Genomic DNA, 23,470 nt, shown 5'->3' on the forward strand with positions numbered 1-23,470 from the left:
GGTTCCCGTGGCCCATCCGCCCGTGCTGGCGTTGCGCGGCATCTCCAAGCGGTTCGGCGGCGTCCAGGCGCTCGTCGACGTGGACCTTCAGGTCCGGGCCGGTGAGGTCGTGGCCCTGGCGGGCGACAACGGCGCCGGCAAGTCCACGCTCATCAAGGTGATCTCCGGTGTCAGCCCCGCCGACCGGGGCGTCATCGAGTGGGAGGGGCGGCTCGTGCAGATCAAACGCCCGCACGACGCCCACGCCCTGGGCATCGCGACCGTGTACCAGGACCTCGCCATGTGCGACAACCTGGACGTCGTCGGCAATCTCTTCCTCGGCCGGGAGATCGACCGGGTGGGCATCCTCGACGAGGTGGAGATGGAGCGCCGCGCCCGCGACCTGATGCGCACCCTGTCGATCCGCATCCCCGACGTGCGCATGCCGGTCGCGGCGCTCTCCGCCGGTCAGCGGCAGGCCGTCGCGATCTCCCGCTCGCTCATGGGCGCGCCCAAGGTGCTGCTGCTCGACGAGCCCACCGCCGCCCTGGGCGTCGAGCAGACCAGCCATCTGCTCGACCTCATCGAGGAGGTCCGCGACCGCGGGATGGCGATCATCCTGATCAGTCACAACATGGGCGACATCAAGGCCGTGGCGGACCGGGTCGCGGTGCTGCGGCTGGGCCGCAACAACGGCCTGTTCGACGTGAGCACGGTGACGCAGGAGCAGATCATCTCCTCCGTCACGGGGGCGGCGGACAACGCCGTGGCCCATCGGTCGAGGGGCGACGAGGAGGCGTGGCCGTGAGCCGCGGCGGACCGCACCGGGACGGCGGGCCGGCCGGGCCGGTCACCACCGGCCGGCGGCCGCGCGCCCGCGGCTGGCAGGACAACCTGCGGGAGTACGCCTCGGACGTCCGCGGCAGTGTGCGGGACGGCGAGCGCGGGCCGCTCCTGGTCGTCGCGGGGCTGATCGTGATCTGCGTCGTCTTCCAGATCCTGGACGACAAGTTCCTCTCGCCGCGCAACCTGTCCAACCTCAGCGTGGACATCGTCGGGACCGGCCTGGTCGCCGTCGGCATCGTGTTCGTGCTGCTGATCCGGGAGATCGATCTGTCGGTCGGTTCCGTCAGCGGCCTGGCGGGGGCGGCGTTCGCCGTGCTGAACGTGAACCACGGGGTGCCGGAGTGGCTCGCGGTGATCGTGGCGGTGGTCGCGGGGACGGCCGTGGGCGCCTTCCACGGGTTCTTCTTCGCCTGGCTCGGCGTGCCCGCGTTCGTGGTGACGCTCGCGGGGCTGCTGGTGTGGAACGGCCTGACGCTCTACCTGCTGGGCGCGAGCGGCACGATCAACATCGACGAGGAGGGTTTGGTCGCGTCCCTGACCAGCCGGCACTTCGGTGCCGACGCGGCGGCGTACGCGGTCGCGGCGCTGGGCACGGCCGGGTATCTCCTGACCGCCCGCCGCAGGCGCAGCCGCCACCGGGCCGCCGGGATGCCGTACCGGCCGATGAGCGAGACCTGGCTGCGCACCGCTCTGCTCGCGGTGGTCGCCTTCGCCGCGGCCCACACCCTGAACCGGTTCCAGGGGCTTCCCCTCGCGCTGCTGATCTTCCTGGTGGTCCTGGTGGTCTCGGACTACGTGCTGCGCCGCACCCGCTACGGGCGTCGGGTGTACGCGCTCGGCGGTGGGGTCGAGGCGGCGCGGCGGGCGGGCATCGCGGTGGAGCGGGTGCGGGTGGCGATGTTCATGGTGTCGGGGACGCTGGCCGCGGTCGGCGGGCTGTTCGTGGCCTCGGGCCTCACCTCGGCGAGCCCGACGACCGCCCGTGCCGCCGGTTCCGGGATGCTGCTGATCAACGCCATCGCCGCGGCCGTCATCGGGGGCACGAGTCTGTTCGGCGGGCGGGGCTCGCCCTGGTCGGTGCTGCTCGGGGTGCTGGTCATCCACTCGATCGCCTCGGGCATGGGGCTGCTGGGCGTCCAGGACGCCTTGCAGTTCATGATCACGGGTGGGGTGCTGCTGGCCGCCGTCGCGGCCGACGCGCTGTCCAGACGGGCCCAGGCCCGGCGGGGGCGCCCCTGAGCTGCGCCCACTTGTCCCGGTTTGCCTCTTGTCCCGGTATGCCTAGAAAAAGGCAAAAACGGGTAAGGGCCGGGATGCCATGACACGGAGCCGCCTCGTCAGGGGGGCCGTGGCCGCCACGGTCGCCGCGGGCCTGGCCCTCGCCGGGTGCGCCGACACCGATCCGCCCGGCGCCGGGGAACAGGCCGACCTCAGCGTGCTCGCGGTGGACGCGCCCCAGATGCAGACCCTCGAACGGCTCACCAAGGAGCACTTCACGGCGGAGACCGGCATCACGGTCGACTACACCCTGCTCCCGGAGAACGAGGCGCGGGAGCGGATGAACCGCGAGTTCGCCACCCAGGCGGGGAACCACGACGTGGCCAGCGTCAGCGCGTACGAGGTGCCGATCTACTCGGACCACGGCTGGCTCGCCCCGCTGGACTCCTACGTGAAGGCGGACGAGGACTTCGACCAGGAGGACGTCTTCCCCAACCTGGTCGCGTCGCTGACCGGGGAGGACGGCAGGCTCTACGCCGAGCCCTTCTACGGCGAGGGCTCCTTCCTGATGTACCGCAAGGACCTCTTCCGCAAGGACGGGCTGACCATGCCGCCCGACCCGACCTGGGAGCAGGTCGCCGACCTCGCCGCCCGGGTCGACGGCACCGACGGCGCGAGCGGCATCTGCCTGCGCGGCCTGCCCGGCTGGGGGCAGAACCTCGCCCCGATCAACACGGTCGTCAACACCTTCGGCGGCGCCTGGTACGACATGGACTGGAACGCCCGCCTGACCTCACCGGAGTTCAAGGAGGCCGTGCGGTTCTACGTCGACCTGGTCCGCTCGCACGGCCAGCCCGGCGCCGAGCGGATGGGCGTGCTGGAGATCCTCGACCGCTTCGTCGCGGGCGAGTGCGCCATGATGTACGACGCCACGTCCCTGGCCTCGTCGATCGAGGCCGACGGCTCCTCGGTCAAGGGCAAGGTGGGCTACGTCCCGGCCCCGCACCACCGGACCGAGAAGGCCGGCTGGCTGTGGACCTGGGCGTGGGGCATCCAGCAGGCCTCCGACCGGAAGGACGCCGCCTGGGAGTTCATCTCCTGGGCCTCCTCCAAGGAGTACCAGGCGCAGGTCGGCCGGGATCTGGGCTGGACCGCGGCGCCCGCCGGGAACCGCAGGTCGCTGTACGCCAACCCCGAGTACCAGCAGGCCGCGGCGGCCTGGTACCGGCAGGAGTACAGGGCGGCGACGGACTCCGCCGACCCGAGGAACCCCGGCGTCGCCCCCCGCCCGTACACCGGCATCGGCTTCGTGGGCATTCCCGAGTTCGCCGTGCTGGGTACGGCGGTCTCCCAGCAGATCGCCGCGGCCATCGCCGGGCAGCAGTCGGTGGACGCGGCCCTGGACAAGTCGCAGGACCTGGCGCAGGCCGCGGCGGCGAAGTACCGCGGGGAGTGAGGGCGCGGCCGGCCCGCTGGCAGCGCCCGGCCCGCCGCGACCTGCCAGACATGTACCGATCCTGTCCCGGTCCGCTGGGGGAACCCTGTGTTCTGTCTGAGCCCCGGCGATGTCCTGCCCGCAACGGCGCGGGCCGCGCCCCCGGTCACCCGGGAACGCGGCCCTCGAACTGCCCTGAACTGCCGTACCGGTCCGCTTACTTGCGGATCAGGCTGCGCAGCACGTACTGCATGATGCCGCCGTTGCGGTAGTAGTCCGCCTCACCCGGGGTGTCGATGCGGACGACCGCGTCGAACTCGACGCCGGTGTCGGTGGTGACCTTCACCGTGCGCGGAGTGGTGCCGTTGTTCAGTTCGGTGACGCCGGAGATGGAGAAGGTCTCCTCACCGGTCAGGCCGAGGGAGGCGGCGGACTGGCCCTCCGGGAACTGCAGCGGCAGGACGCCCATGCCGATGAGGTTCGAGCGGTGGATGCGCTCGTAGGACTCGGCGATGACGGCCTTGACGCCGAGGAGCGCGGTGCCCTTGGCGGCCCAGTCACGGGACGAGCCGGAGCCGTACTCCTTGCCGGCCAGGACGACCAGCGGGATGCCGGCGGCCTGGTAGTTCTGCGAGGCGTCGTAGATGAAGGAGACCGGCCCGCCGTCCTGCGTGAAGTCGCGGGTGTAGCCGCCCTCGGTGCCCGGCGCGATCTGGTTGCGCAGGCGGATGTTGGCGAACGTGCCGCGGATCATGACCTCGTGGTTGCCTCGGCGGGAGCCGTAGGAGTTGAAGTCGCGGCGCTCGACACCGTGCTCGGTGAGGTACTTGCCGGCCGGGGTGTCGGCCTTGATGGCGCCGGCCGGGGAGATGTGGTCGGTGGTGACCGAGTCGCCCAGCTTGGCGAGCACCCGGGCGCCGGAGATGTCGGAGACCGGGGTGGTCTCCATCGTCATGCCCTCGAAGTACGGGGGCTTGCGGACGTACGTCGACTGCGGGTCCCACTCGAAGGTGTTGCCGGTCGGGATCGGCAGCGCCTGCCACTGGGCGTCGCCCGCGAAGACGTCCGAGTAGGACTTGGAGAACATGTCCTCGCCGATGGCGTTGGCGACGACCTCGTTCACCTCGGCCTCGGAGGGCCAGATGTCCTTCAGGAAGACCGGGTTGCCGTCCTGGTCGGTGCCCAGGGCGTCCTTGGTGATGTCCACCTTCATGGAGCCGGCGATGGCGTACGCGACGACCAGCGGCGGGGACGCCAGGTAGTTCATCTTGACGTCGGGGTTGATACGGCCCTCGAAGTTCCGGTTGCCGGAGAGGACCGAGGTGACCGCGAGGTCGTGGTCGTTGACGGCCTTGGAGACCTCCTCCGGCAGCGGGCCGGAGTTGCCGATGCAGGTGGTGCAGCCGTAGCCGACGAGGTTGAAGCCGACCTTGTCGAGGTACGGGGTCAGGCCCGCCTTCTCGAAGTAGTCGGTGACGACCTTCGAACCCGGGGCGAGGGTGGTCTTGACCCACGGCTTGCGGGTCAGGCCCTTCTCCACCGCCTTCTTGGCCACCAGCGCGGCGGCGACCATGACGTACGGGTTGGAGGTGTTGGTGCAGGAGGTGATGGCCGCGACCGTCACCGCGCCGTGGTCGATCTCGTACGAGGTGCCGTCGGGGGCGGTCACGGTGACCGGGTTGGACGGGGCGCCGTTCGGGATCGACGAGGGGGCGTCGGAGCTCGGGAAGGACTCCTTGCTGGCCTCGTACTCGTCGTTGACGTACGTCCGGACGTCCTGCTTGAACTGCTCGGCGGCGTTGGCGAGGACGATGCGGTCCTGCGGGCGCTTCGGGCCGGCGATGGAGGGGACGACCGTCGACAGGTCGAGCTCCAGCTTCTCGGAGAAGTCCGGCTCGGCCTTCGGGTCCAGCCAGAGGCCCTGCTCCTTGGCGTACGCCTCGACCAGCGCGAGCTGCTGCTCGCTGCGGCCGGTGAGCCGCATGTAGTTGATGGTCTCGTCGTCGATCGGGAAGATCGCGGCGGTGGAGCCGAACTCCGGCGACATGTTGCCGATGGTGGCACGGTTGGCCAGGGAGGTGGCGGCGACGCCCTCGCCGTAGAACTCGACGAACTTGCCGACGACGCCGTGCCCCCGCAGCATCTCGGTGATGGTGAGCACCAGGTCGGTGGCGGTGGTGCCGGCGGGCAGCTCACCGGTCAGCTTGAAGCCGACGACGCGCGGGATGAGCATGGAGACCGGCTGGCCGAGCATGGCGGCCTCGGCCTCGATGCCGCCGACGCCCCAGCCGAGGACGCCCAGGCCGTTGACCATCGTGGTGTGCGAGTCGGTGCCGACCAGGGTGTCCGGGTAGGCCTTGCCGTCACGCACCATCACCACACGGGCCAGGTGCTCGATGTTCACCTGGTGGACGATGCCGGTGCCGGGCGGGACGACCTTGAACTCGTCGAAGGCGGTCTGGCCCCAGCGCAGGAACTGGTAGCGCTCCTTGTTGCGGCCGTACTCCAGGTCGACGTTCTGCTTGAAGGCGTCGGCGGTGCCGAACTTGTCGGCGATGACGGAGTGGTCGATGACCAGCTCGGCCGGCGCCAGCGGGTTGATCTTGGCCGGGTCGCCGCCCAGCTCCTTGACGGCCTCGCGCATGGTCGCGAGGTCCACGACGCAGGGAACGCCGGTGAAGTCCTGCATGATCACGCGGGCCGGCGTGAACTGGATCTCCTGGCTGGGCTGGGCCTGCGAGTCCCAGCCGCCGAGGGCACGGATGTGGTCGGCGGTGATGTTCGCGCCGTCCTCGGTGCGGAGCAGGTTCTCCAGCAGGACCTTGAGGCTGTAGGGAAGGCGGGCCGAGCCCTCCACCTTGTCCAGCCGGAAGATCTCGTACGACTCGTCGCCCACCTGCAGCGTGCTGCGGGCGTCGAAGCTGTTCGCCGACACGACAGTCTCCTTCATTGATGTGCGCGTACCACCACGATCCTGCCGCCACGGCATCTCGACCGATCCGCTAAGGTAAGGCTAAGTTAGGTATGCCTTACCGAGTGGCGGCTGCGGTGCTCCTCGGCAGATATCTCGATGTCGAGATAACTCTAGTACACCCGGGGCGGTTGGTCATGCCCCGGTGTCCGCCGTGCGGCCATGCGCGCCCTTTTCCCGGGTATCCGAACCAGGTATCCACGCACGACCAGGTATCCACGCAAGACGGAGAGGAGACAGGCATGCCGCTCACGTTCCGCAAGAGTTTCCGGATCCTTCCGGGGGTGCGGCTCAACATCAACAAGCGCTCCTGGTCCATCACCACCGGCGGCGGAAAGAACGGCCCGCGGCACACCCGCAGCAGCACGGGACGTCGTACGACATCCATGGACCTGCCCGGACCCTTCGGGTGGCGGCGCACCCGTACCACCAGGCGGCATTGACGCCCCGTCACCCGAATGGACCCCCCGTCGACGCCCCATCTCATATCTGAGATAACCTCAACCTCATGGCAGACGACTACCTCGTACGCATCGGCAAGCTCATCCGTGACGCCCGGCAGCACCGGGGCTGGACGCAGTCGCAGCTGGCCGAGGCGCTCGGAACCAGCCAGAGCGCCGTCAACCGGATCGAGCGCGGCAACCAGAACATCAGCCTTGAGATGATCGCGCGGATCGGGGAGGCCCTCGACAGCGAGATCGTGTCCCTCGGCTACGCCGGTCCGATGCATCTGCGGGTCGTCGGCGGGCGCCGGCTGTCCGGTGCCATCGACGTGAAGACGAGCAAGAACGCGTGCGTGGCGCTGCTGTGCGCCTCACTGCTCAACCAGGGGCGCACGGTGCTGCGCCGCGTCGCCCGCATCGAGGAGGTCTACCGCCTCCTGGAGGTGCTGGGCTCCATCGGAGTGCGCACCCGGTGGATCAACGACGGCGTCGACCTGGAGATCGTGCCGTCGGCGGAGCTGGACCTGGCGGCGATCGACGCGGACGCGGCCCGCCGCACCCGGTCGATCATCATGTTCCTCGGCCCGCTGCTGCACCGCATGGACCACTTCAAGCTGCCGTACGCCGGCGGCTGCGACCTCGGCACCCGCACGGTCGAGCCGCACATGATCGCGCTGCGCCGGTTCGGCCTGGACATCGCCGCCACCGAGGGCCAGTACCACGCCCAGGTGGACCGCTCGGTCAGCCCCGACCGCCCGATCGTCCTGACCGAGCGCGGCGACACGGTCACCGAGAACGCGCTGCTCGCCGCCGCCCGGCACGACGGCACCACCGTCATCCGCAACGCCTCCTCCAACTACATGGTCCAGGACCTGTGCTTCTTCCTGGAGGCCCTGGGCGTCAAGGTCGACGGCATCGGCACCACCACCCTCACCGTGCACGGCGTACCGACCATCGACGTCGACGTGGACTACTCCCCCTCCGAGGACCCGGTCGAGGCGATGAGCCTGGTCGCGGCGGCCGTCGTGACCGAGTCGGAGCTGACGGTGCGCCGGGTGCCGATCGAGTTCCTGGAGATCGAGCTGGCCGTGCTGGAGGAGATGGGCCTCGACCACGACCGCACGCCCGAGTACTTCGCGGACAACGGCCGCACCCGGCTGGTGGACCTCACCGTCCGGCCCTCCAAGCTGGAGGCGCCGATCGACAAGATCCACCCCATGCCGTTCCCCGGCCTGAACATCGACAACGTCCCGTTCTTCGCGGCGATCGCGGCGGTCGCGCAGGGCAAGACCCTCATCCACGACTGGGTCTACGACAACCGCGCGATCTACCTGACCGACCTGAACCGCCTCGGCGGCCGGCTCCAGCTGCTGGACCCCCACCGCGTCCTGGTCGAGGGCCCGACCCGCTGGCGCGCCGCCGAGATGATGTGCCCGCCGGCCCTGCGCCCCGCGGTGGTCGTCCTGCTGGCGATGATGGCGGCCGAGGGCACGTCGGTGCTGCGCAACGTGTACGTCATCAACCGGGGGTACGAGGACCTGGCGGAGCGGCTGAACTCCATCGGGGCGCAGATCGAGACGTTCCGGGACATCTGACCAGAAGATGCCGGTGACTTCATGCGCGGCGCTTCCGGTGCCTGCCGCCGGAGCGGTGCCGCCGGCGTCTGGTGACGGTGAAGGCGACGGCGAGGCCGAGGGCCTGGAGGACGGCGCAGGCCGTGATGACGTGGTCCAGGGCGGCCGGCGGTGTGGTGGCGACCAGGATGCCGGCGACGGGGTAGGGCAGGAGGAGGATCAGGACGGTCAGGGACAGCGTGCTGCCGAAGACCTCGGCGGGTATCAGCCGGGAGCGCAGGGTGCGCAGAACGACGGTCAGCACGCCGTCCCCGGCCATGAAGGCAGCGATCAGCAGCAGGTACGCCGGATAGGCATCGGCGTGGGCGAGGGCGAAGCAGGCCACGGACGCCACGCAGGCGGCGACGCGCCCCACCGAGGACAGTCCCCATCGGTCGATGGCGATCCGGCAGACCGCGATCGCCGCCAGGGAGGCCGCCGCCGCGGCGGACCACACCACGCCGACCGAGGCGCTGGCGTGGCCGAGCTGTTTCACCAGAATCACCGGAACGGCGGCCTCCAGCACTCCGAGTGCCAGATTGGACAAGGCCAGCCCCACCACCAGACAGGCGAGCGCGGGCAGCGCGCGCAGCGTCGACCACCCGGTCCGCACGCTCTCGGCGAGGGACATGGCCGTCGTCGACCGGCCTCCGCGCACCCGCGGCGTGATGACGGCCGCCAGCAGCGACAACCCGCCGATGGCGGCGAGCATCCCCGTCGGTCCGGTCCACTGCAGGAGAAAGCCGCCCGCCGCGGGTCCCGCGAGAGCGGCGCCCTGGTCTATGCCGAGGAGGACCGACTGGATGCGGTGGGCCCCGTCGGCGGCCTCCCGGCTGGCCACCGCGCCGACACTCTCGGCCGCGATGTAGCTGAACTCGGTCAGGAAGCCGGCGCACGCGGCGAGCAGCATCACCACGACCGTGGCGGTGTGGCCGTGCGTGAACGCCAGGACCAGCGCGGCGATGCCGACGACACCGGCCCGGGCGGTCGCGGCCAGCCGGAAGACCCGTGCGGCGCCGAAGCGGTCGACGGCCGAGCCGGCCATACCGAACGTGCTCAGCCGGGGCACCCACGCCAGCATGAACGCGATCCCCGTCAGCGACGCGGAATCGGTGGTGGCCAGCACCAGCAACGGGATGGTGTAGGTCGCCATGGAGGACGCGGCGGCGTCCGCGAGGCGGGGTAAGTAGATGCGCCGTGAGGGTCCATGCTCCGGGATACGGGCATGTCGCGGACCGGCGGATCGGACCAGGGTTGTCATCAGGCAGGGCAGTGCTTCGCTTCTGTCTTACCGGAACGTTCGCTCATGCCGACCGCGTCGCAGGCCTGTGCCCGCGAGTGCCGGCTCGCGCCCTTACCGCATGTCCTGCTCTCTCCGCGCGTAGCGCCGACGCCTTCCGGGCGCCCGACACTGCCGCGCACCAGCCGTTCGGGGGATCACCTCGTACAGCGCACCGGGGGTCAGGAGTGTCACGGGTGAGCCCGCTGTCACCCGTGTCATCGAGAGGGATTCCGCTCCATGGGTGGATCCTCGGCCCGGGGCGCACGTTCTCGGTAGCGGCTGTCACCGCGCGGGTGTAGCGTCGTGATTCAGCAGTCGTGGTTCCGAAGTGCCGTTCGCCCGTGATCGCCATCACGGGCGTTCTTGCTTTTCAGCGCCTTTCCGGACCAGGGCGATCACCTCCCGGGCACGTAGAGCGCGAGCCCGGTTTCCCCCTCGAAGGAGACGGTCATGGCCAAGGGCACTGTCAAGTGGTTCAACAGCGAGAAGGGCTTCGGCTTCATCGAGCAGGAGGGCGGCGGCCCGGACGTCTTCGCCCACTACTCGAACATCGCCGCCCAGGGGTACCGCGAGCTGCATGAGGGCCAGAAGGTCGAGTTCGACGTCACCCAGGGCCAGAAGGGCCCGCAGGCGGAGAACATCCGCCCCGTCTGACACCGCCGCAGCAGCAAGGCCCGGCGTGCCGCCTTCGGCACGCCGGGCCTTGTCACTGTGTGACGCATCAGCACCACGATGCGCTGTAGGAGGTGACCCGATCATGAGGGTCGAGTGCAGGGGCAGGCCGGTTCCCCCCGTGACGGGTCTGCCCCTGCTCGCGAAACGGAGGTCGCCGACTTGCCATCAACAGTGCCGAGGGGCATCCCGCAGCCCCTCTCGTGCTCGACGTGGACCGACCACACGGTATGGCCGGGGCGCTCGGCCGGGACTGGGGCTTCGTGAAGGGCACGACGGGGCTTTTATGCCCCAGTTTGACCGGATGCATGATCTCCGCTGTGACGGCCCCCGCGGAAGGAGCCATCGGTTGAGCGAGCGGATCAGGGCCAGGGTCCTGCTTCTGGTCGGCGACGAGGCGGAGTTGACGACCGAGCACCGCGGGGCCGAGGATCCGGAGCGCGTGTCCGTGGGCCGGCTCGTCGCGGAGACGGGCATCCCTCGCGCGCGGTTGGTCGGTGCCGACGTCGTGGCGGTGCTGGACGACGCGGGCGAGTTGGAGCGGTTCGAGCACACGGACCGGACCGACGGCGTTCGCTGACGTCATGCGCGCCACTGCGTCGGGATCTCATTGCTCTGCTCCCTCATGTTCCGCAACCCCCGGCCCACCGCACCACCGGTGACGTTTCCGTGGAGCGACTATTTATCAGAGGGCCGGGCGCCGACGCGAGGAACCAATGACCATTACAGAACCGCTGGACCACTCCATTCAGCGCATAACGAAGTGGATCCAGTCCCAGCCACTCGCCGCACCGCTCAATGCCCCGGCCTCCGATGCGGACATCACTTCCCTCAGCCAGGCGATCGGTATCGAAATCCCCTCGCCCCTCGCGGCGCTTCTCCGCTTCTCGAACGGCCTCGACTGGTACAAGCTGTTCCCCACGGGCGAAGGGCCGATGAGCTGTGCGCGGATCGACCGCATCTACATCAGGAACACGGAGATCGCCCGGCAGAACGAAGACCCCGACTGGTGGCGGCCTGAATGGATTCCCTTCGCTGAACGCTATGAAGGGCACGAAGGATTTCTGATCGACGCGGGACACCCGGCACACCCGATCCTGAAGTACACGGAAGCGGACTACCCGCGCCCTTACGCCCCTTCGATGGCGCGGCTCCTGCACGCTCTCGCCGCCGCCCTGCACGGCACGCAGGACAACCCGGAACTCCCCTTCTGCGGACGTTCCGCGTCCGTGGCAGACGGCGTGATCGAGTGGTCCTGACGACACAAACGTGTGTGGCGCCGACGGGCTCCGTCGGCGCCACACACGTTACTCACCTGCCGTTCAAAGTCGCCGCCGCGCGCAAGCAGATGGCCGCTTCCGCCCGGTGAACGCTGGTGCGGTAGTGCCCGGATCGCGCGTGGTACGGGCACTGTGCCGGCGAGCTGCGCCACGAGGACCGGGTCGGCTAATGCCGTAACGGCGTTCGATGTTGACGTCGTTGTCACTGGGCGGCGGGTTGGCGCCCGCTCGCGGCAGTGTCAGGTCGATGCCGTAGTCCTTCATGCAGGACTGCTTGAGATCGTTGGCGGCCTGCTCGATGGTGACCTGGTCCTCGTAGGAGGCCATGTACGCCTCCAGCGGAAGGGTCAGATCCTTGGTCAGGCCACGGGTGGGGACCTTCTCGGGCCAGTTTTCCTTGTTCACGATCGGTCTGCCATCAGCCGCGTTCTCCGTGGTGTCCGGACGCTTGATGTGCTTCACGGGGGTTCCTTCTTATGCGAAGTGGGAGGAGGCGTTGCTGTTCTTCAGGGCGGAGATCAGGTCGGTGATGTTGCAGTCTCCGTAGGGCCCGTTCTTCGCGGAGTACTGAGACGTTCCGCCGTAGCCGGAGTTGTAGTACACGCGATAGTTGTCGGCCCGGGCGCAGTTCTGCACGGACGCCGCGTTGTTCTTCATGTACTGGCCGTTGCCGTAACCGCCGTTGCCGAAGACGTACCGGTAAGTCGTCAGTGACGATCCCTGGTACTGGCTCGTGCCCCAGTGGTCGTAGACATTGCCGTAGAACGTCGTGAACGCCGACTTGTAGTAGCCGTTCTGGACAGGATCGAGACCTGACGGCGCGCTACGACGAACGCGGCCCCGTCGGCGGGGCGTCCAGGAGTGTCACCCCGTAGCGGGCCAGCAAGTCGGCGTGGTCCGTGTCCTGTCGCGCGGCGGCGGGGCCGATCGAGCGGAAGTAGCCTTCGATGGCGCCGGGGTTGTTGATGACCAGCAGGTCCGCCGTCGTGGTGAGCGGCTGGAAGGTGTGGGGAACGGACCGGGGGCCGAAGACGTAGGCGCCCGGCTCGGCGTCGTGGACGTCGCACGTGTCGAGTGCGGCCGAGCCGACCCAGAACCGGACGCGGCCCGACAGGACCACCCAGCTCTCGTCCTCGTGACTGTGGGCGTGCAGGGGCGGCGCGTCCGTCTGACGCATGGTCAGCCGCAGGACGCTGACCACGCCTTGTGTCTCGGAGGCCGAGACGACCTGCTCCTGGACGCTGTCGTAATAGCGGTAGAAGGTGCCTTCGCCGGGGTTGCGCACGAGCGCCACGCTCATTCGAGTCCTCCTCCGTATTTAGTTCACCGTTCAATCATCTCCGGCGTGGTGGAGGCCCGCCAGGGGCCGGGGCCCCTTTGGCTTGTTCACGTGCTGGGTGGGCGGCGTTCGCGGACCGGGCTCGCGGACTCCAGGAGCGATGCCAGCGGGAGCAGCACGTCCTCGGCGTACCAGGCGGTGACGAGTTGGACGCCGACCGGCAGGCCGTCGGCGGTCGCGCCGAACGGGAGCGACAGGGCCGGGCCTTCAGGGCCGCGATGCCCGTGAAGTGAGCGGGGCCGCGGACCGAGGGGGCCACGTCGCTGCCCAGGCCGAGCGGTGACATACCGGCCGCGATCGCCGCCGCCTCTCCCCCGCTGGACCCGCCCGGAGTCCGCCGCGGATCCCAGGGGTTGCGGGTGGGGCCCACCAGGAGGTTGTCGGTCTCCGTCCAGTAGGAGAACTCCGGCAGGCTCGTCTTGGCGAGCGGGATGGCGCCCGCGGCTCGCAGCCGCGCCACGGCGGTCGCGTCCCGCGCCGGGACGTGGTGGGCGAACAGCCGCGATCCCCGCGTGGTCACCACGCCGGCCGTGTCGAACGAGTCCTTGGTGGTGAAGGGAACGCCGTGCAGCGGGCCGAGGGCCCCACGCGCGCCACGGCGGCGTCGGCCCGGTCCGCCGCGGTCAGGGCCTGTTCACCGAGCACGGTGAGCACGGCGCGTACGTCCGGATCGACGGCCGCGACGCGGTCGAGATGGGCCCGCACCACCTCGCGGGAGGACACCTCGCGGGTCCGTACACGTCGTGCCAGTTCCGTCGCGTCCAGATCGGTCAGGGCGGTCACCGCGCCTCCATGGGCTGTCGTCAGGGCAGGCGTCGCGCGCGCAGGACACTGTCGCGGGCATGGTGAGTGCCGGCGGGGGGCGGGGCGACGCGTGGCCGGGTCTCGTCGACGAGGATGTCCCAGTCGGGTCCGAGGAGTGGGGCGATGTCGTCGAGCCAGTAGTAGTCGTCGGGGTCGAAGCCCTCCGGCTGGTGCCGGGCGAGATCCGCGAGGGCGTGGGTGGCGAGGAGCAGCGTGCCGCCGGGGGCGACGGCATCCAGCAGGCCGCGCAGCGCGGCGTGGCCGGACCGGCGCGTGAGCGGGAAGTACTGGACGGACACCAGGTCGAAGGCGCCTGCCCGGGGCGGCGTGGTGAGGAGGTCGGCCCGGGTGAAGGACACGCGGTCCTGGACGTCCGCGGCAGCGGCGGCGGCGCGCCGCAGGGCGACTTCGGAGATGTCGACCGCGGTGACGTGCCAGCCGCGCCGGGCCAGCCAGAGCGCGTCGGCGCCCTCACCGCAGCCGACGTCGAGCGCCCGGCCCGGTGGCAGATCGGCGGCCTCGGTGACGAGCACGCCGTTGGGGTTGCCGCTGAACACCTGGTCGCGGCTGCGGTACATCTCGTCCCAGTGCTGGGCGTCCTGCCGGGAATCGTGGGTCATCGTGACCACCTCCGCCGCCAACGTGGCCCCGCTCCCGGCCTGTCGGCAACGATCCTTGCGGAAACCGCAAAGCGCGGGGGCAGTGAGCGAATGAGTGATGCGACGGCCTCCTCCCGCCTGAGCCGCGCTCAGGCCGCCGGGTAGTCGGCGCCGACGGTGACGTCCCGCCAGGCGTCGAAGTCCGCCCGGAGCGTGTCGAGCCGCGCGGTGGCGATGTCGTACGCGGCCTTCCCCAGCAGCAGGCGCAGCGGCGGCTCGGCCGACTCGACGGCGTCGACGACGGCCTCGGCCGCCCGCAGCGGATCGCCCGGCTGGTGGCCGTAGGTGGCCAGGGTGCTGGTGCGCCGTACGCCGGCGGTCGCCGCGTAGTCCTCGATCACGGTGGCCGACTGGCGCATGGAGGGGCCGGACCAGTTGGTGCGGAACGCGGCGGGCTCGACGATCGTCACCCCGATGCCGAGCGGGGCGACTTCGGCGGCGAGCGACTCGGACAGGCCCTCCACCGCGAACTTGCTGGCGTGGTAGTAGCCGGTGGCGCCGAAGGCGGCCAGGCCGCCGAGGGAGGAGACGTTGACACGTTGGTGTCGAACAGGACCCGGATCTCGGCGTCCTCCCCTTCCTCGACGGCGGCGAGACAGCCGTAGCCGGTGTTGTTCACCAGGACGTCGATCCGCCCGAACTCCGCCTCCGCCCGCTCGACGGCCGCGGCCACCTGTGCGGGATCCGTGACGTCGAGGGGCAGGGTGAGGGCGCGGTCGCCGTGGCCGGCGGCCAGGTCGGCGACGGTGCGCGGATCGCGGGCGGTGACCACCGCCCGGTGGCCGCGTTCGAGGAGGGTGGTGGCGAGGGCGCGGCCGAGGCCGGTGGAGCGGCCGGTGATGAACCAGACGGGTGTGCTGTCGTTCACGTGGGAAAGTCCTTGGTCGATTCAGCCGATTGAGCCGGTTCCGGCGATTCGGGGGAGAGAGGCGGTCCGGTGGGGGTGACCGGCACCGGCACCACCCTGGTCATCGGCGCCACCGGCACCACCGGCAGCCGCACCACCGCGCGGCTGACCGCCGCCGGCCACCGCGTCAGAGCCGCCGGCCGGCGCGCCACCCCGGTCCCCGGCGCGGAGCCGGTCGCCTTCGACTGGTACGACCCGGCCACCCACGCCGCCGCCCTCGACGGGGTCGACCGCGTCTACCTCATACCGCCGCTGGGCGACCCCGACCCGGCAGCCGTCATGCTGCCGTTCCTGCGCCGGGCCCGCACGGCCGGCACGCGCCGCGCGGTGCTCCTCAGCTCCTCGGCCGTCCCCGAGGGCGGTCCGGCGGTGGGCGTGGTGCACCAGGCGCTGCCCGAACTGTTCGAACAGTGGGCGGTGCTGCGGCCCTCCTGGTTCATGCAGAACGTCACCGGCATGCACGCGCACGCCCGCAGCATCCGCGAGGACGGCACCCTCTGGACCGCGACCGGGAGCGGCCGGGTCGGCTTCGTCGACGCCGACGACATCGCGGCCGTCGCCCTCCACATCCGCGAGGACGGCACCCTCTGGACCGCGACCGGGAGCGGCCTGGTCGGCTTCGTCGACGCCGACGACATCGCGGCCGTCGCCCTCCACGCCCTGACCGACGACCGCGCCCCGAACGACGATCTCGTCCTCACCGGACCGGAGGCGCTCGGCTACGACGACCTCGCCGCGCTCATCACCGAGGTCACCGGCCGGCCCGTGGTCCACCGGCCGATCTCCCGCGAGCAGCTGCGCGATCGCCTCTCGGCGCTGATGTCGGTGGAGTTCGCCGCCCTGCTGGCGGACCTGGACCGGGCCATCGCCGAGGGGGCGGAGGACCGTGTCACCGAGACCGTCCAGCGCCTCACGGGCCGGCCCCCGCGCACCTTCCGCGCCTTCCTCGAAAAGGAGCCGGGTCCGACGGCAGCCGGCGCGGGCGCTGCCCGGTAGCGCGTGTGTGGGCCCGTGGAAACGGGATAGTCCGGACCTGTGGACGCGCTTCTGCTGACCTTCGGGCACAGCACCGCCGGCCGGGAGCGGATCACCGAGCTGCTGCGGCATGCCGGTGTCGCGGCCGTCGTCGATGTGCGGACCGCTCCCGGCAGCCGCCGCGACCCCGACCTGTCGCGGCGGCGGCTCGCCGAGTGGCTGCCGGGCGGCGGCATCGGCTACCGGTGGGAACCCGACCTCGGCGGCTTCCGCACCGCCCCCGCGGACAGCCCGGACACCGTCTGGCGCAACGCCTCCTTCCGCGGCTACGCCGCCCACACCCGCTCCCCCGGCTTCGTCACCGCGATGGACCGCCTGCTGCGCGAGGCCGCCGAGGCCCGCACGGCCGTGATGTGCAGCGAGGCGGTCTGGTGGCGCTGCCACCGCCGCCTGATCGCCGACTTCGCGGTCCTCGCCCGCGGCGTACCGGCCCGGCACCTCATGCCCGACGGGCGTCTCAGCGCCCACACGCCGACGCCCGGCGCGCGGCTGCGCGACGACGGGCTCCTCGTGTACGACGGCGACGACGGCCGCACCGGGCCGGGCCGCGGCTGAGCCCGTCAGTACAGCCTGTTCACGGCCGTCACGGTCGTGCTCTTGAAGTCGGCCACCTGGGCGTGCTGGAAGGTGCCCATCTGGCCCCACCGGACGACCGTCACGGTCCTGCCGTCGCGGCCGACCGAGAACAGGTTGATGTCGGAGGAACCCCACGCCGAGGCGGTGTGGAGGCCGTAGACGTGGGCGCCCTCCTCGACCTTCAGGCGGCCGTAGTACTTGCCCGTGGCCGTCAGGTCGGGGTCCTGCTCCGTCAGCTTCTTCGCGCAGCCGGCGAGGTGGCGGCGGAGCAGGGCCGCGAAGTCCTCGGCCCGGCTCTCGTCGCGCTCCACGACGGTGATCTGCTGGGCGCTGGTGTCGAACTCGGTCCAGTACGAGCGGTGCGTGGCCGTGGACGGCAGCGCCTCGCCGACGCAGACGGGCAGCGGGTCCGGCTGGCCGGCGGTGACGGGACCGCCGTACCAGGGCGAGGTCGGGTGCGGCGGCAGGTCGGCCGGCTCCAGGAACCGGGGTGTGGCGGAGGCCGGCGTGGTGGCGGCCGCGGCGGGAACGGCGGCCGCGGCCGCCCCGGCCAGGGCCGCCAGCGCGGCCACGGTGGTACGGATGCCTCGGGCACGGACGTGCATGGAATCTCCCCCTGATGATCGCGCGGGTTCCGCGCGGTTTTCGGTCTCTCTGCACCTCGTATGACCCGTCCCGGCCCGCATAGTTGCCCTGCGCGCCTGCTACGGATCCGTCCGGAATGTCACCGGCGCGCTACAGGGGACGAAAGGCGCGTGCGTGCGGCTGATGGAGGCTCTGGGGAGACTGTGAGTAACCTCTCCTGTACGCAGTAGGTTCGACCCACGCGCGCGTACGGTGCCCGCGCGCGTTCTGGGCCGATGCGAGGGGGAGAAGAACGTGCGTCCCGGAGACGAGTTCGCCGGCCGCTATGTCCTCAAGGAGGTCATCGGGACAGGGCGGGGCGGTGATGTGTGGCTGGCCCACGACACGGTGGTGGGCCAGGACGTCGCGCTCAAGCGCGAGAGGGTCGAGGGCGACCGGGAGACCGCCGTGCGGCGGCTGCTGGGCGAGCCGCGCGCCCTGGCCAAGTTCCGGGACCATCCGCATGTCGTGACGCTGTTCGACGTCCTGACCGTGCCGCCGGGCGGCGACGAGGACGCGGCCGAGACCTACTGGTTCGTCATGGAGTACGTGCCCGGCGGCGGTCTCGACCGGCAACCGCCCATGAGCCCCGAGCGCGTGGCCCGCCTCGGGGCCCAACTGGCCGACGCGCTCGCCGCGTTGCACGCGGCGGGCATCGTCCACTGCGACCTCAAGCCCGCCAACGTCGGCCTCACCCGGCGCGGCACCGCGAAGCTCCTGGACTTCGGTGCCGCCTACCGGGTCGGCGGCACCGAGACCATCACGGCCAACGGCCCCTACAGCTTCACCCCGGACTACGCCGCCCCCGAGCTGGCCCGGGGGAACGTGCCCCGGCCCGCCTCCGACGTGTTCTGCCTGGCCGCCACCCTCTACGCCCTGGTCACCGGTTCCCCGCCGCGCGGCGGCGACGACGGGGACGACGCCGGTGAGGACACCGCCCGGCTGACCCACTGGAAGGCCGAGCAGGGCGTCGTCGAGATGGACGCCGAGGCCGTGGGGCCGCTGCATCCCGTGCTCACCGCCATGCTGCGGCGCGACCCGGCGCAGCGCCCCGAGGCGGCCGAGGCCGCGCGGCTGCTGACGGCCGTGGCCGAATCCGGCGCGCGGCGGGCCCGGCTCGGGCGGTCCGCCCCGCCCGGCGGCGGGCGGTGGCCGCGGCGGCGCCGCCGGGTGCTGTTCGCCGCGGCGCTCGGCGTCTGCGCCGCACTGGCCCTGGGCCTCGTCGCCCTGCCCGGCCACGGCAGCGGCGACGACGGCACCAAAACCGGCACCGAGTCCGCCGGGAGGCAGCTGCCGAAGGACCCCGGGAAGGGCGGTACCCGCTCCCTGATCGGTGATCCGCGCACCGCCGACGTGTGCGCCCTCACCGACCCCGCCGCACTCGCCCGGTTCGGCAGGAGCGAGGTCGACGTGGACTACGGCAACTTCGACCGCTGCGACGTGCTCGTGCACACCGACGACACCACCCGTATCGACGTGTCGGTCCAGCTGCGCCGGGGCTCGCCGCCCGAGGCGTCCGAACCCGTCCGGAGCATCGGGGGCATCGCCGTCCGGGAGCAGCCGGCCGAGCCGGACGAGTGCGGGCTGCTGCTGTCCCGGGACGCGGGCGACGACAAGGACGGCGACGCCGGCGACGACATGTACGTCGGGGTCCGTGTCGACGTGGGCCACGGCGAGGTCGCGGGCGGCGTCGCCGCGCTCTGCGGGGTCGCCGACACCGCCGCCCGCAGCGCGGCCGAGGTCCTGAACCGCGGCCCGCTCCCCCGCCGCACCCCGGGCTACCCGGCCGCCTCGCTGGCCTGGGCGGACGCCTGCGCGCTGCTCGACGCCAAGGCGCTGTCCGTCGTCCCCGGCATCAAGGCCGATGTGCCGGAGGCCGGGGTCGCCAACTGGGAGTGCGAGTGGTTCAGCGACGTCGACGACCTGGAGGCGGAGATCGCCTTCTTCCGCGACGAGCCCAAGTCCGCACGGGACGGCCGCACGGTCCGGCTCAGCGGCTACCACGCCGTAGTCGAGCCGGAGGGCAACGGCCCGGGCACCTGCACGGTGTTCGTCACCTACCGCGAGTACGGCGGGCGGGACGCCGAGACGGCCGCCGAGATGCTGCGCCTGCACGTCCGCGGGCAGCGGCCCATGGGGCAGCTCTGCGGCATGGTCACCGACCTGGCCGCCTCCGCCGCCGCGCGACTGCCCGCCCGCTGACCCCGGAGCGGTCGCCCTGGGAGGGGTCCCGGGCAGGTCGGCCCATGCTGGTGGGCACGTCCGGCCGGGTCCCGCCCGTGCCGGGCCCGGACCGTGCCGATTCCGCCCACGCACCGAGGAGACCAGCGATGTCCTTCTCCGCCAGCCTCGCGCGCGGTGTCGCGCCCGCCCAGCCCGGCACCCTGCACGCGCGCACGGTCACCGGGGACCTGTGCGCCCCGCCGCGTTCCGGACTGACCGTCCGCTTCGGCCGGGGCGAACGGCCGGACGTGGACCTGGAGGTCGGCGTGGACGACCTGCGGGTGAGCCGCCGGCACGGGGAGCTGACCTACCGGCAGGGGCAGTGGTGGCTGCGCAACACCGGGCAGCAGCTGGTACGGCTTCCGCGCGGCCGGATGATGCACGAGAGCACCGAGCCGATCCCCCTCGCCACCGGCTACACACCGCTGTTCGTGAAGGGCTCCGGCTACCGCGAGCACCTGATCGAGCTGTACGTGGCCGACCACGACGACCAGGGACCGGTCTCGCGCCGCCGGGCCGAGACGCTGCGCCCGGAGACCTGGGCGCTCGACGACGACGAACGGCTGCTGCTGGTCGTCCTCGGCCAGCGGTACCTGCTGTACGAGGAGGACCCGCGGCCCCTGACGTACTCCATGGCCGCCCGGCAGCTCGTCCATCTGCGCCCGGACGGCAACTGGACGGACCGCAGGATCGAGCACCGCATCGAGGCGGTACGCAAGCGCCTGCACGGCACCGGCTTCCGCTACCCGCTGCTGCACGACCCGTCCGAGGAGCGGCGGCCCTCCGACAACCGCCTGCTGCACAACCTGCTCAAGGGGCTGGTGGAGTCGACGACGCTGGTGCCGCCGGACCTGAACCTGATGGACGAGGCGCCCGCGGGACAGCCGTAGCCATGGGCGGTGACGCGCCTCTCGTCCGGGAACGGCTGCGTGAGCTGAGCGGGCCGGAGCTCTACCGCCGCAACGCCTTCCGGGTCACCGGGTCCAGCACCTGCGCCTCCCGCCGTACGCTCGTCCGGCGCCGGCAGCAGATCGCCACGGCCGCGAAGGCGGGGGTCGCGGTCGGCGCCGCCGGGGCCGGGCCGGAAGAGCTCCGTACGGCCTTCGACGTGCTCGACCATCCGCAGCGCCGGATCGTCGACGAGCTGTTCTGGCTCTGGGACGCACCGGACGCCTCCTGCCCGTGCGAGCCGGAGCTGCACCGGCAGCACGACGAGGCGGTGCGGGCGCACGCGCGGGCCCTCGACGGGGAGTTGCGGGACCCTGGGGTGCCGCAGCGCCCGGCCGGCGGGAAGAAGGGTCCGGCCGGGGGGAAGAAACGTCCGGCCGGTGGGAAGAAGCACGGGCCGAACCGTGTCGCCGGCGAGTCGCCGGAGGAGCACTGGCAGTCCGCGGCGCGGCTGTGGCGCAAGCTGCTCGGGCAGCGCGGGGTCTGGGCGCATCTGCGGCACCGGGTCGCCGCGCTCGACGACAAGCGGCTGACCGAGGCCGCGGTGACGGTGCTGGAGGCCGAGGTGCGCCGCGTGCTGGTCTCGGCCGTCGCCGGGCTGGCCGCGCGCACCGAGGACCCCGCCCGGCTGGCCCGGTACTGCGCGCAGTGGACCTGGACCGGCAGCGGCCTTCTCGGGGAGGCGCTGGAGGAGCAGTTGACGCCGCTGTACGAGTCGGCGGCGGGCGAGCTGCGCGCGGCGGGCGAGAAGCTCGCCGGCACCTTCCCGGACGGCGGCGGGAAGACCGTCGCGACCGCCGTGGCCGGGACCTTGCGGGCCCGGGTCATCCCGGTGGTGGAGCGGCTCGGCGCCTTCGCCGGGTTCGGGATGTCGCTGACCGTCGGGCAACTCTCCGACGGCACCGCCCTGTTGCTCAACAACTGCGCGGTGGCCCTGTCCCCCGCCTCGGACACGGCCCCGCCCGACCGGGAGAGCTTCGTCCTGCTGGACCTGGCGCTGCGGCTGAAGCCGTACGAGGAGACGCGGCGGACGATCGAGCAGAACCGGGCGCGGCTGGACGAGGCCGGGGTCTGGTTCACGAAGGCCAAGCCGGCCTTCGACCCCGTCGTGGCCGCGCTGGAGAAGGCCTCGCGGCAACTCGACCGGAAGGACGCGCGGGGCGCTGCCGCCACCCTGGAGGCCGCCCTGCCGTCGCTGCACGAACTGCGGCGCCTGAGCCGGGGCGCGTTCGCCGCCCTCCCGGACGTCCGGCAGGCCGTCGACCGGCTCTGCGACTCGGCCGCGATCCTGCTCAACAACTGCGCGCTCGGCCTGGGATCGTACGAGGGCGGCCGGGGTCTGCGGCTGCTGGAGCTGGCCGAGGAGCTCTGCACGACCGAGGAGTCGCGGGTGCGGATCGCCGCCAACCGTCTGCTGATCGACCACGCACGCCAGTCGGGGTACCGCTTCGGCACCCCGTACGCGGTGCGGCGGCAGCCGCGCAAGAGCGTGCGGACGCACCTGGCGGAGATCTACTACGGGGAGTCGCCCCTGGCCGCCAAGGTGTGGACGTCGGTGGTCGTGCTGCTGATCCTCGGTGCCGTCGTGTTCCTGTTCGACTAGCGGGGCGTGATCACCACCGTGGCCGTGCGGTTGCGGGCGGGATCTCCGGGGTACGGGGCATCGCGCTGGTCGGCGCTGTCCGTGGTGAACGCCGTGAGGGGCTTGCCGCTCGCGGCGCTGAGCTCGCGGGCGGCGACGAGGGCGCGCCACAGCGCGACGACCGAGCCGCCGCTGCGGGGTGCGCCGGGGACGACGGCCGCGTGACCGTGCACCGTGACGGCCGCCGGCCGCCCGGCCAGCCGTTCCCCGAGCACGGCCAGCCGCTCGGCACCGGCCGGGGTCAGCCGTGTGCCCTCGGAGAACAGCCCTTCGGTGAAGGCGACTTCGACGGAGTCCCCGTGCGGGGTGACGCGCAGGCCGGGGGCGCGCAGGTCGCGGGCGAGGGCGGCGAGCGCGGTGGCGCGCCGGGCCTCGTCCGGGTCCTGCTGCTGCCCGGGGGCCGGGGTGCCGCTCGGGCCGGGGGTTTCCGGCCCGGCCGCACGGTCGGTGTCCGCGCGGGCGGGCCGGGGTTCGTCCAGGGTGCCGACCACGCCGGCCACGACAGCGGTCACCACGCACACCGCCGCGACCAGGGCCGTGCGGGTGCGGTGGCGGCCGAGCGCGGCGGCCGGCCCGGTGCGGCCGAGCCGGGCGAGCCCGGCCCTGGCCTCCGGGTCCTCCGGCTGCCTCGCCAGGACCTGCCGCCAGCACTCCGCCGCCTCGGCCGTCTCCCCGCGCTGCGCGTGCACGCGGGCCCGCAGGTCGAGCACGTCCCGGTGCCCGCCCAGCCGCTCGGCGTTCCGCAGCAGCTCCAGGGCACCGCTCAGGTCACCGGAGCGTGCCAGCTCCCGGGCCCGCGACACCAGCAGCACGACGTCGAGTTCGTCCAGGGGCCGGGCGGTGCCCGGGTCGGGCGGGGCCGGGTCCGGTGAGGCGTCCGCGCCGAGTCCGGCACGGGCGGGAGGCCCCTCGGCGCCCGGCCCTTCGCGAGACGGCGTGCCGCCGGCCGGTTCGTCCCTGTCCGTCACCCGCAT

At 71.9% G+C, this 23,470-nt stretch carries 23 protein-coding genes and 1 pseudogene; 13 read left to right on the top strand and 11 right to left on the bottom strand.

Annotated features, from left to right (window positions below; genetic code table 11):
• The first annotated feature begins 7 nt into the window (after positions 1–7).
• The 3 genes from IE255_RS20125 (at position 8) to IE255_RS20135 (ending at position 3,499) form a co-directional block, all read left to right on the top strand.
• Positions 8–787, top strand: a complete 780-nt coding sequence (locus IE255_RS20125) for an ATP-binding cassette domain-containing protein (protein WP_190051710.1) — start codon at positions 8–10, stop codon at positions 785–787.
• Entirely contained in the window at positions 784–2,064 is a 1,281-nt protein-coding gene (locus IE255_RS20130) for a sugar ABC transporter permease (protein WP_190051711.1), read from the top strand. The genes IE255_RS20125 and IE255_RS20130 overlap by 4 nt, the downstream gene beginning before the upstream one ends.
• A 79-nt stretch (positions 2,065–2,143) precedes the next feature.
• Entirely contained in the window at positions 2,144–3,499 is a 1,356-nt protein-coding gene (locus tag IE255_RS20135) for an ABC transporter substrate-binding protein (protein ID WP_190051712.1), read from the top strand.
• A 196-nt stretch (positions 3,500–3,695) separates the two neighbouring features.
• Here the strand turns inward: IE255_RS20135 and acnA are convergent, their stop codons facing one another.
• Positions 3,696–6,413 (bottom strand): aconitate hydratase AcnA, encoded by a 2,718-nt coding sequence (gene acnA / locus IE255_RS20140; protein WP_308280872.1) that lies wholly within the window; start codon positions 6,411–6,413, stop codon positions 3,696–3,698.
• A gap of 278 nt (positions 6,414–6,691) precedes the next feature.
• Between acnA and IE255_RS20145 the strand changes: the two genes are divergently transcribed.
• Entirely contained in the window at positions 6,692–6,892 is a 201-nt protein-coding gene (locus IE255_RS20145) for a DUF4236 domain-containing protein (RefSeq protein ID WP_190051714.1), read from the top strand.
• Between the two features lie 65 nt (positions 6,893–6,957).
• Positions 6,958–8,487, top strand: coding sequence for a helix-turn-helix domain-containing protein (locus tag IE255_RS20150; RefSeq protein WP_190051715.1), 1,530 nt, complete (start codon positions 6,958–6,960; stop codon positions 8,485–8,487).
• A gap of 19 nt (positions 8,488–8,506) precedes the next feature.
• Here the strand turns inward: IE255_RS20150 and IE255_RS20155 are convergent, their stop codons facing one another.
• The gene (locus IE255_RS20155) at positions 8,507–9,766 is read right to left on the bottom strand and encodes an MFS transporter (RefSeq protein WP_190051716.1); all 1,260 of its coding nucleotides are present in this window, start codon (positions 9,764–9,766) and stop codon (positions 8,507–8,509) included.
• Between the two features lie 471 nt (positions 9,767–10,237).
• On the opposite strand from IE255_RS20155, the gene IE255_RS20160 reads away from it, so the two are divergent.
• The 3 genes from IE255_RS20160 (at position 10,238) to IE255_RS20170 (ending at position 11,718) form a co-directional block, all read left to right on the top strand.
• Complete coding sequence (locus IE255_RS20160) at positions 10,238–10,441, top strand: cold-shock protein (protein WP_190051717.1); 204 nt, start codon at positions 10,238–10,240, stop codon at positions 10,439–10,441.
• Between the two features lie 367 nt (positions 10,442–10,808).
• On the top strand, positions 10,809–11,039 hold the full coding sequence (locus IE255_RS20165) for a hypothetical protein (RefSeq protein ID WP_229906496.1): 231 nt from the start codon (positions 10,809–10,811) through the stop codon (positions 11,037–11,039).
• 136 nt (positions 11,040–11,175) lie between these two features.
• Positions 11,176–11,718 carry an SMI1/KNR4 family protein gene (locus tag IE255_RS20170; RefSeq protein ID WP_190051719.1) on the top strand — a complete coding sequence of 181 codons (543 nt, stop codon included), beginning with the start codon at positions 11,176–11,178 and terminating at the stop codon, positions 11,716–11,718.
• Between the two features lie 63 nt (positions 11,719–11,781).
• On the opposite strand, the gene IE255_RS20175 is transcribed toward IE255_RS20170, so the two are convergent.
• From IE255_RS20175 to IE255_RS20200, 7 genes and pseudogenes are all read right to left on the bottom strand, one after another.
• Positions 11,782–12,201: a hypothetical protein gene (locus IE255_RS20175; RefSeq protein WP_190051720.1), complete on the bottom strand. Its 420-nt coding sequence runs from the start codon at positions 12,199–12,201 to the stop codon at positions 11,782–11,784.
• A gap of 12 nt (positions 12,202–12,213) precedes the next feature.
• Complete coding sequence (locus IE255_RS20180) at positions 12,214–12,396, bottom strand: hypothetical protein (protein WP_190051721.1); 183 nt, start codon at positions 12,394–12,396, stop codon at positions 12,214–12,216.
• A 166-nt stretch (positions 12,397–12,562) separates the two neighbouring features.
• Positions 12,563–13,039 (bottom strand): cupin domain-containing protein, encoded by a 477-nt coding sequence (locus IE255_RS20185; protein WP_190051722.1) that lies wholly within the window; start codon positions 13,037–13,039, stop codon positions 12,563–12,565.
• A 34-nt stretch (positions 13,040–13,073) separates the two neighbouring features.
• Positions 13,074–13,649, bottom strand: coding sequence for an amidase family protein (locus tag IE255_RS20190; RefSeq protein WP_229906514.1), 576 nt, complete (start codon positions 13,647–13,649; stop codon positions 13,074–13,076).
• Complete coding sequence (locus IE255_RS39250; RefSeq protein WP_229906497.1) at positions 13,595–13,861, bottom strand: hypothetical protein; 267 nt, start codon at positions 13,859–13,861, stop codon at positions 13,595–13,597. Before IE255_RS39250 ends, IE255_RS20190 begins: the two co-directional genes overlap by 55 nt.
• A gap of 20 nt (positions 13,862–13,881) precedes the next feature.
• A complete protein-coding gene (locus IE255_RS20195) occupies positions 13,882–14,502 on the bottom strand; it encodes a class I SAM-dependent methyltransferase (RefSeq protein ID WP_190051723.1) in 621 nt (206 codons plus the stop codon).
• Between the two features lie 128 nt (positions 14,503–14,630).
• Positions 14,631–15,409: pseudogene (locus tag IE255_RS20200) on the bottom strand (SDR family NAD(P)-dependent oxidoreductase).
• A gap of 75 nt (positions 15,410–15,484) precedes the next feature.
• Here IE255_RS20200 and IE255_RS20205 point away from each other — a divergent pair.
• Complete coding sequence (locus tag IE255_RS20205; RefSeq protein ID WP_190051724.1) at positions 15,485–16,444, top strand: NAD(P)H-binding protein; 960 nt, start codon at positions 15,485–15,487, stop codon at positions 16,442–16,444.
• A 39-nt stretch (positions 16,445–16,483) separates the two neighbouring features.
• The gene (locus tag IE255_RS20210) at positions 16,484–17,038 is read left to right on the top strand and encodes a DUF488 domain-containing protein (protein WP_190051725.1); all 555 of its coding nucleotides are present in this window, start codon (positions 16,484–16,486) and stop codon (positions 17,036–17,038) included.
• A 5-nt stretch (positions 17,039–17,043) separates the two neighbouring features.
• Here IE255_RS20210 and IE255_RS20215 read toward each other — a convergent pair whose 3' ends face one another.
• Entirely contained in the window at positions 17,044–17,664 is a 621-nt protein-coding gene (locus IE255_RS20215; protein ID WP_190051726.1) for a hypothetical protein, read from the bottom strand.
• Between the two features lie 274 nt (positions 17,665–17,938).
• Between IE255_RS20215 and IE255_RS20220 the strand changes: the two genes are divergently transcribed.
• From IE255_RS20220 to IE255_RS20230, 3 genes are all read left to right on the top strand, one after another.
• Positions 17,939–19,885, top strand: coding sequence for a serine/threonine-protein kinase (locus tag IE255_RS20220; protein ID WP_190051727.1), 1,947 nt, complete (start codon positions 17,939–17,941; stop codon positions 19,883–19,885).
• 128 nt (positions 19,886–20,013) lie between these two features.
• On the top strand, positions 20,014–20,796 hold the full coding sequence (locus IE255_RS20225) for an FHA domain-containing protein (RefSeq protein WP_190051728.1): 783 nt from the start codon (positions 20,014–20,016) through the stop codon (positions 20,794–20,796).
• A 2-nt stretch (positions 20,797–20,798) separates the two neighbouring features.
• Positions 20,799–22,457 (top strand): hypothetical protein, encoded by a 1,659-nt coding sequence (locus tag IE255_RS20230; RefSeq protein ID WP_190051729.1) that lies wholly within the window; start codon positions 20,799–20,801, stop codon positions 22,455–22,457.
• Here IE255_RS20230 and IE255_RS39925 read toward each other — a convergent pair.
• Entirely contained in the window at positions 22,454–23,470 is a 1,017-nt protein-coding gene (locus IE255_RS39925) for a tetratricopeptide repeat protein (RefSeq protein WP_190051730.1), read from the bottom strand. The two genes, IE255_RS20230 and IE255_RS39925, sit on opposite strands and share 4 nt — an antisense overlap.

This window comes from Streptomyces lomondensis, assembly GCF_014651035.1.
Lineage (GTDB): Bacteria > Actinomycetota > Actinomycetes > Streptomycetales > Streptomycetaceae > Streptomyces > Streptomyces lomondensis.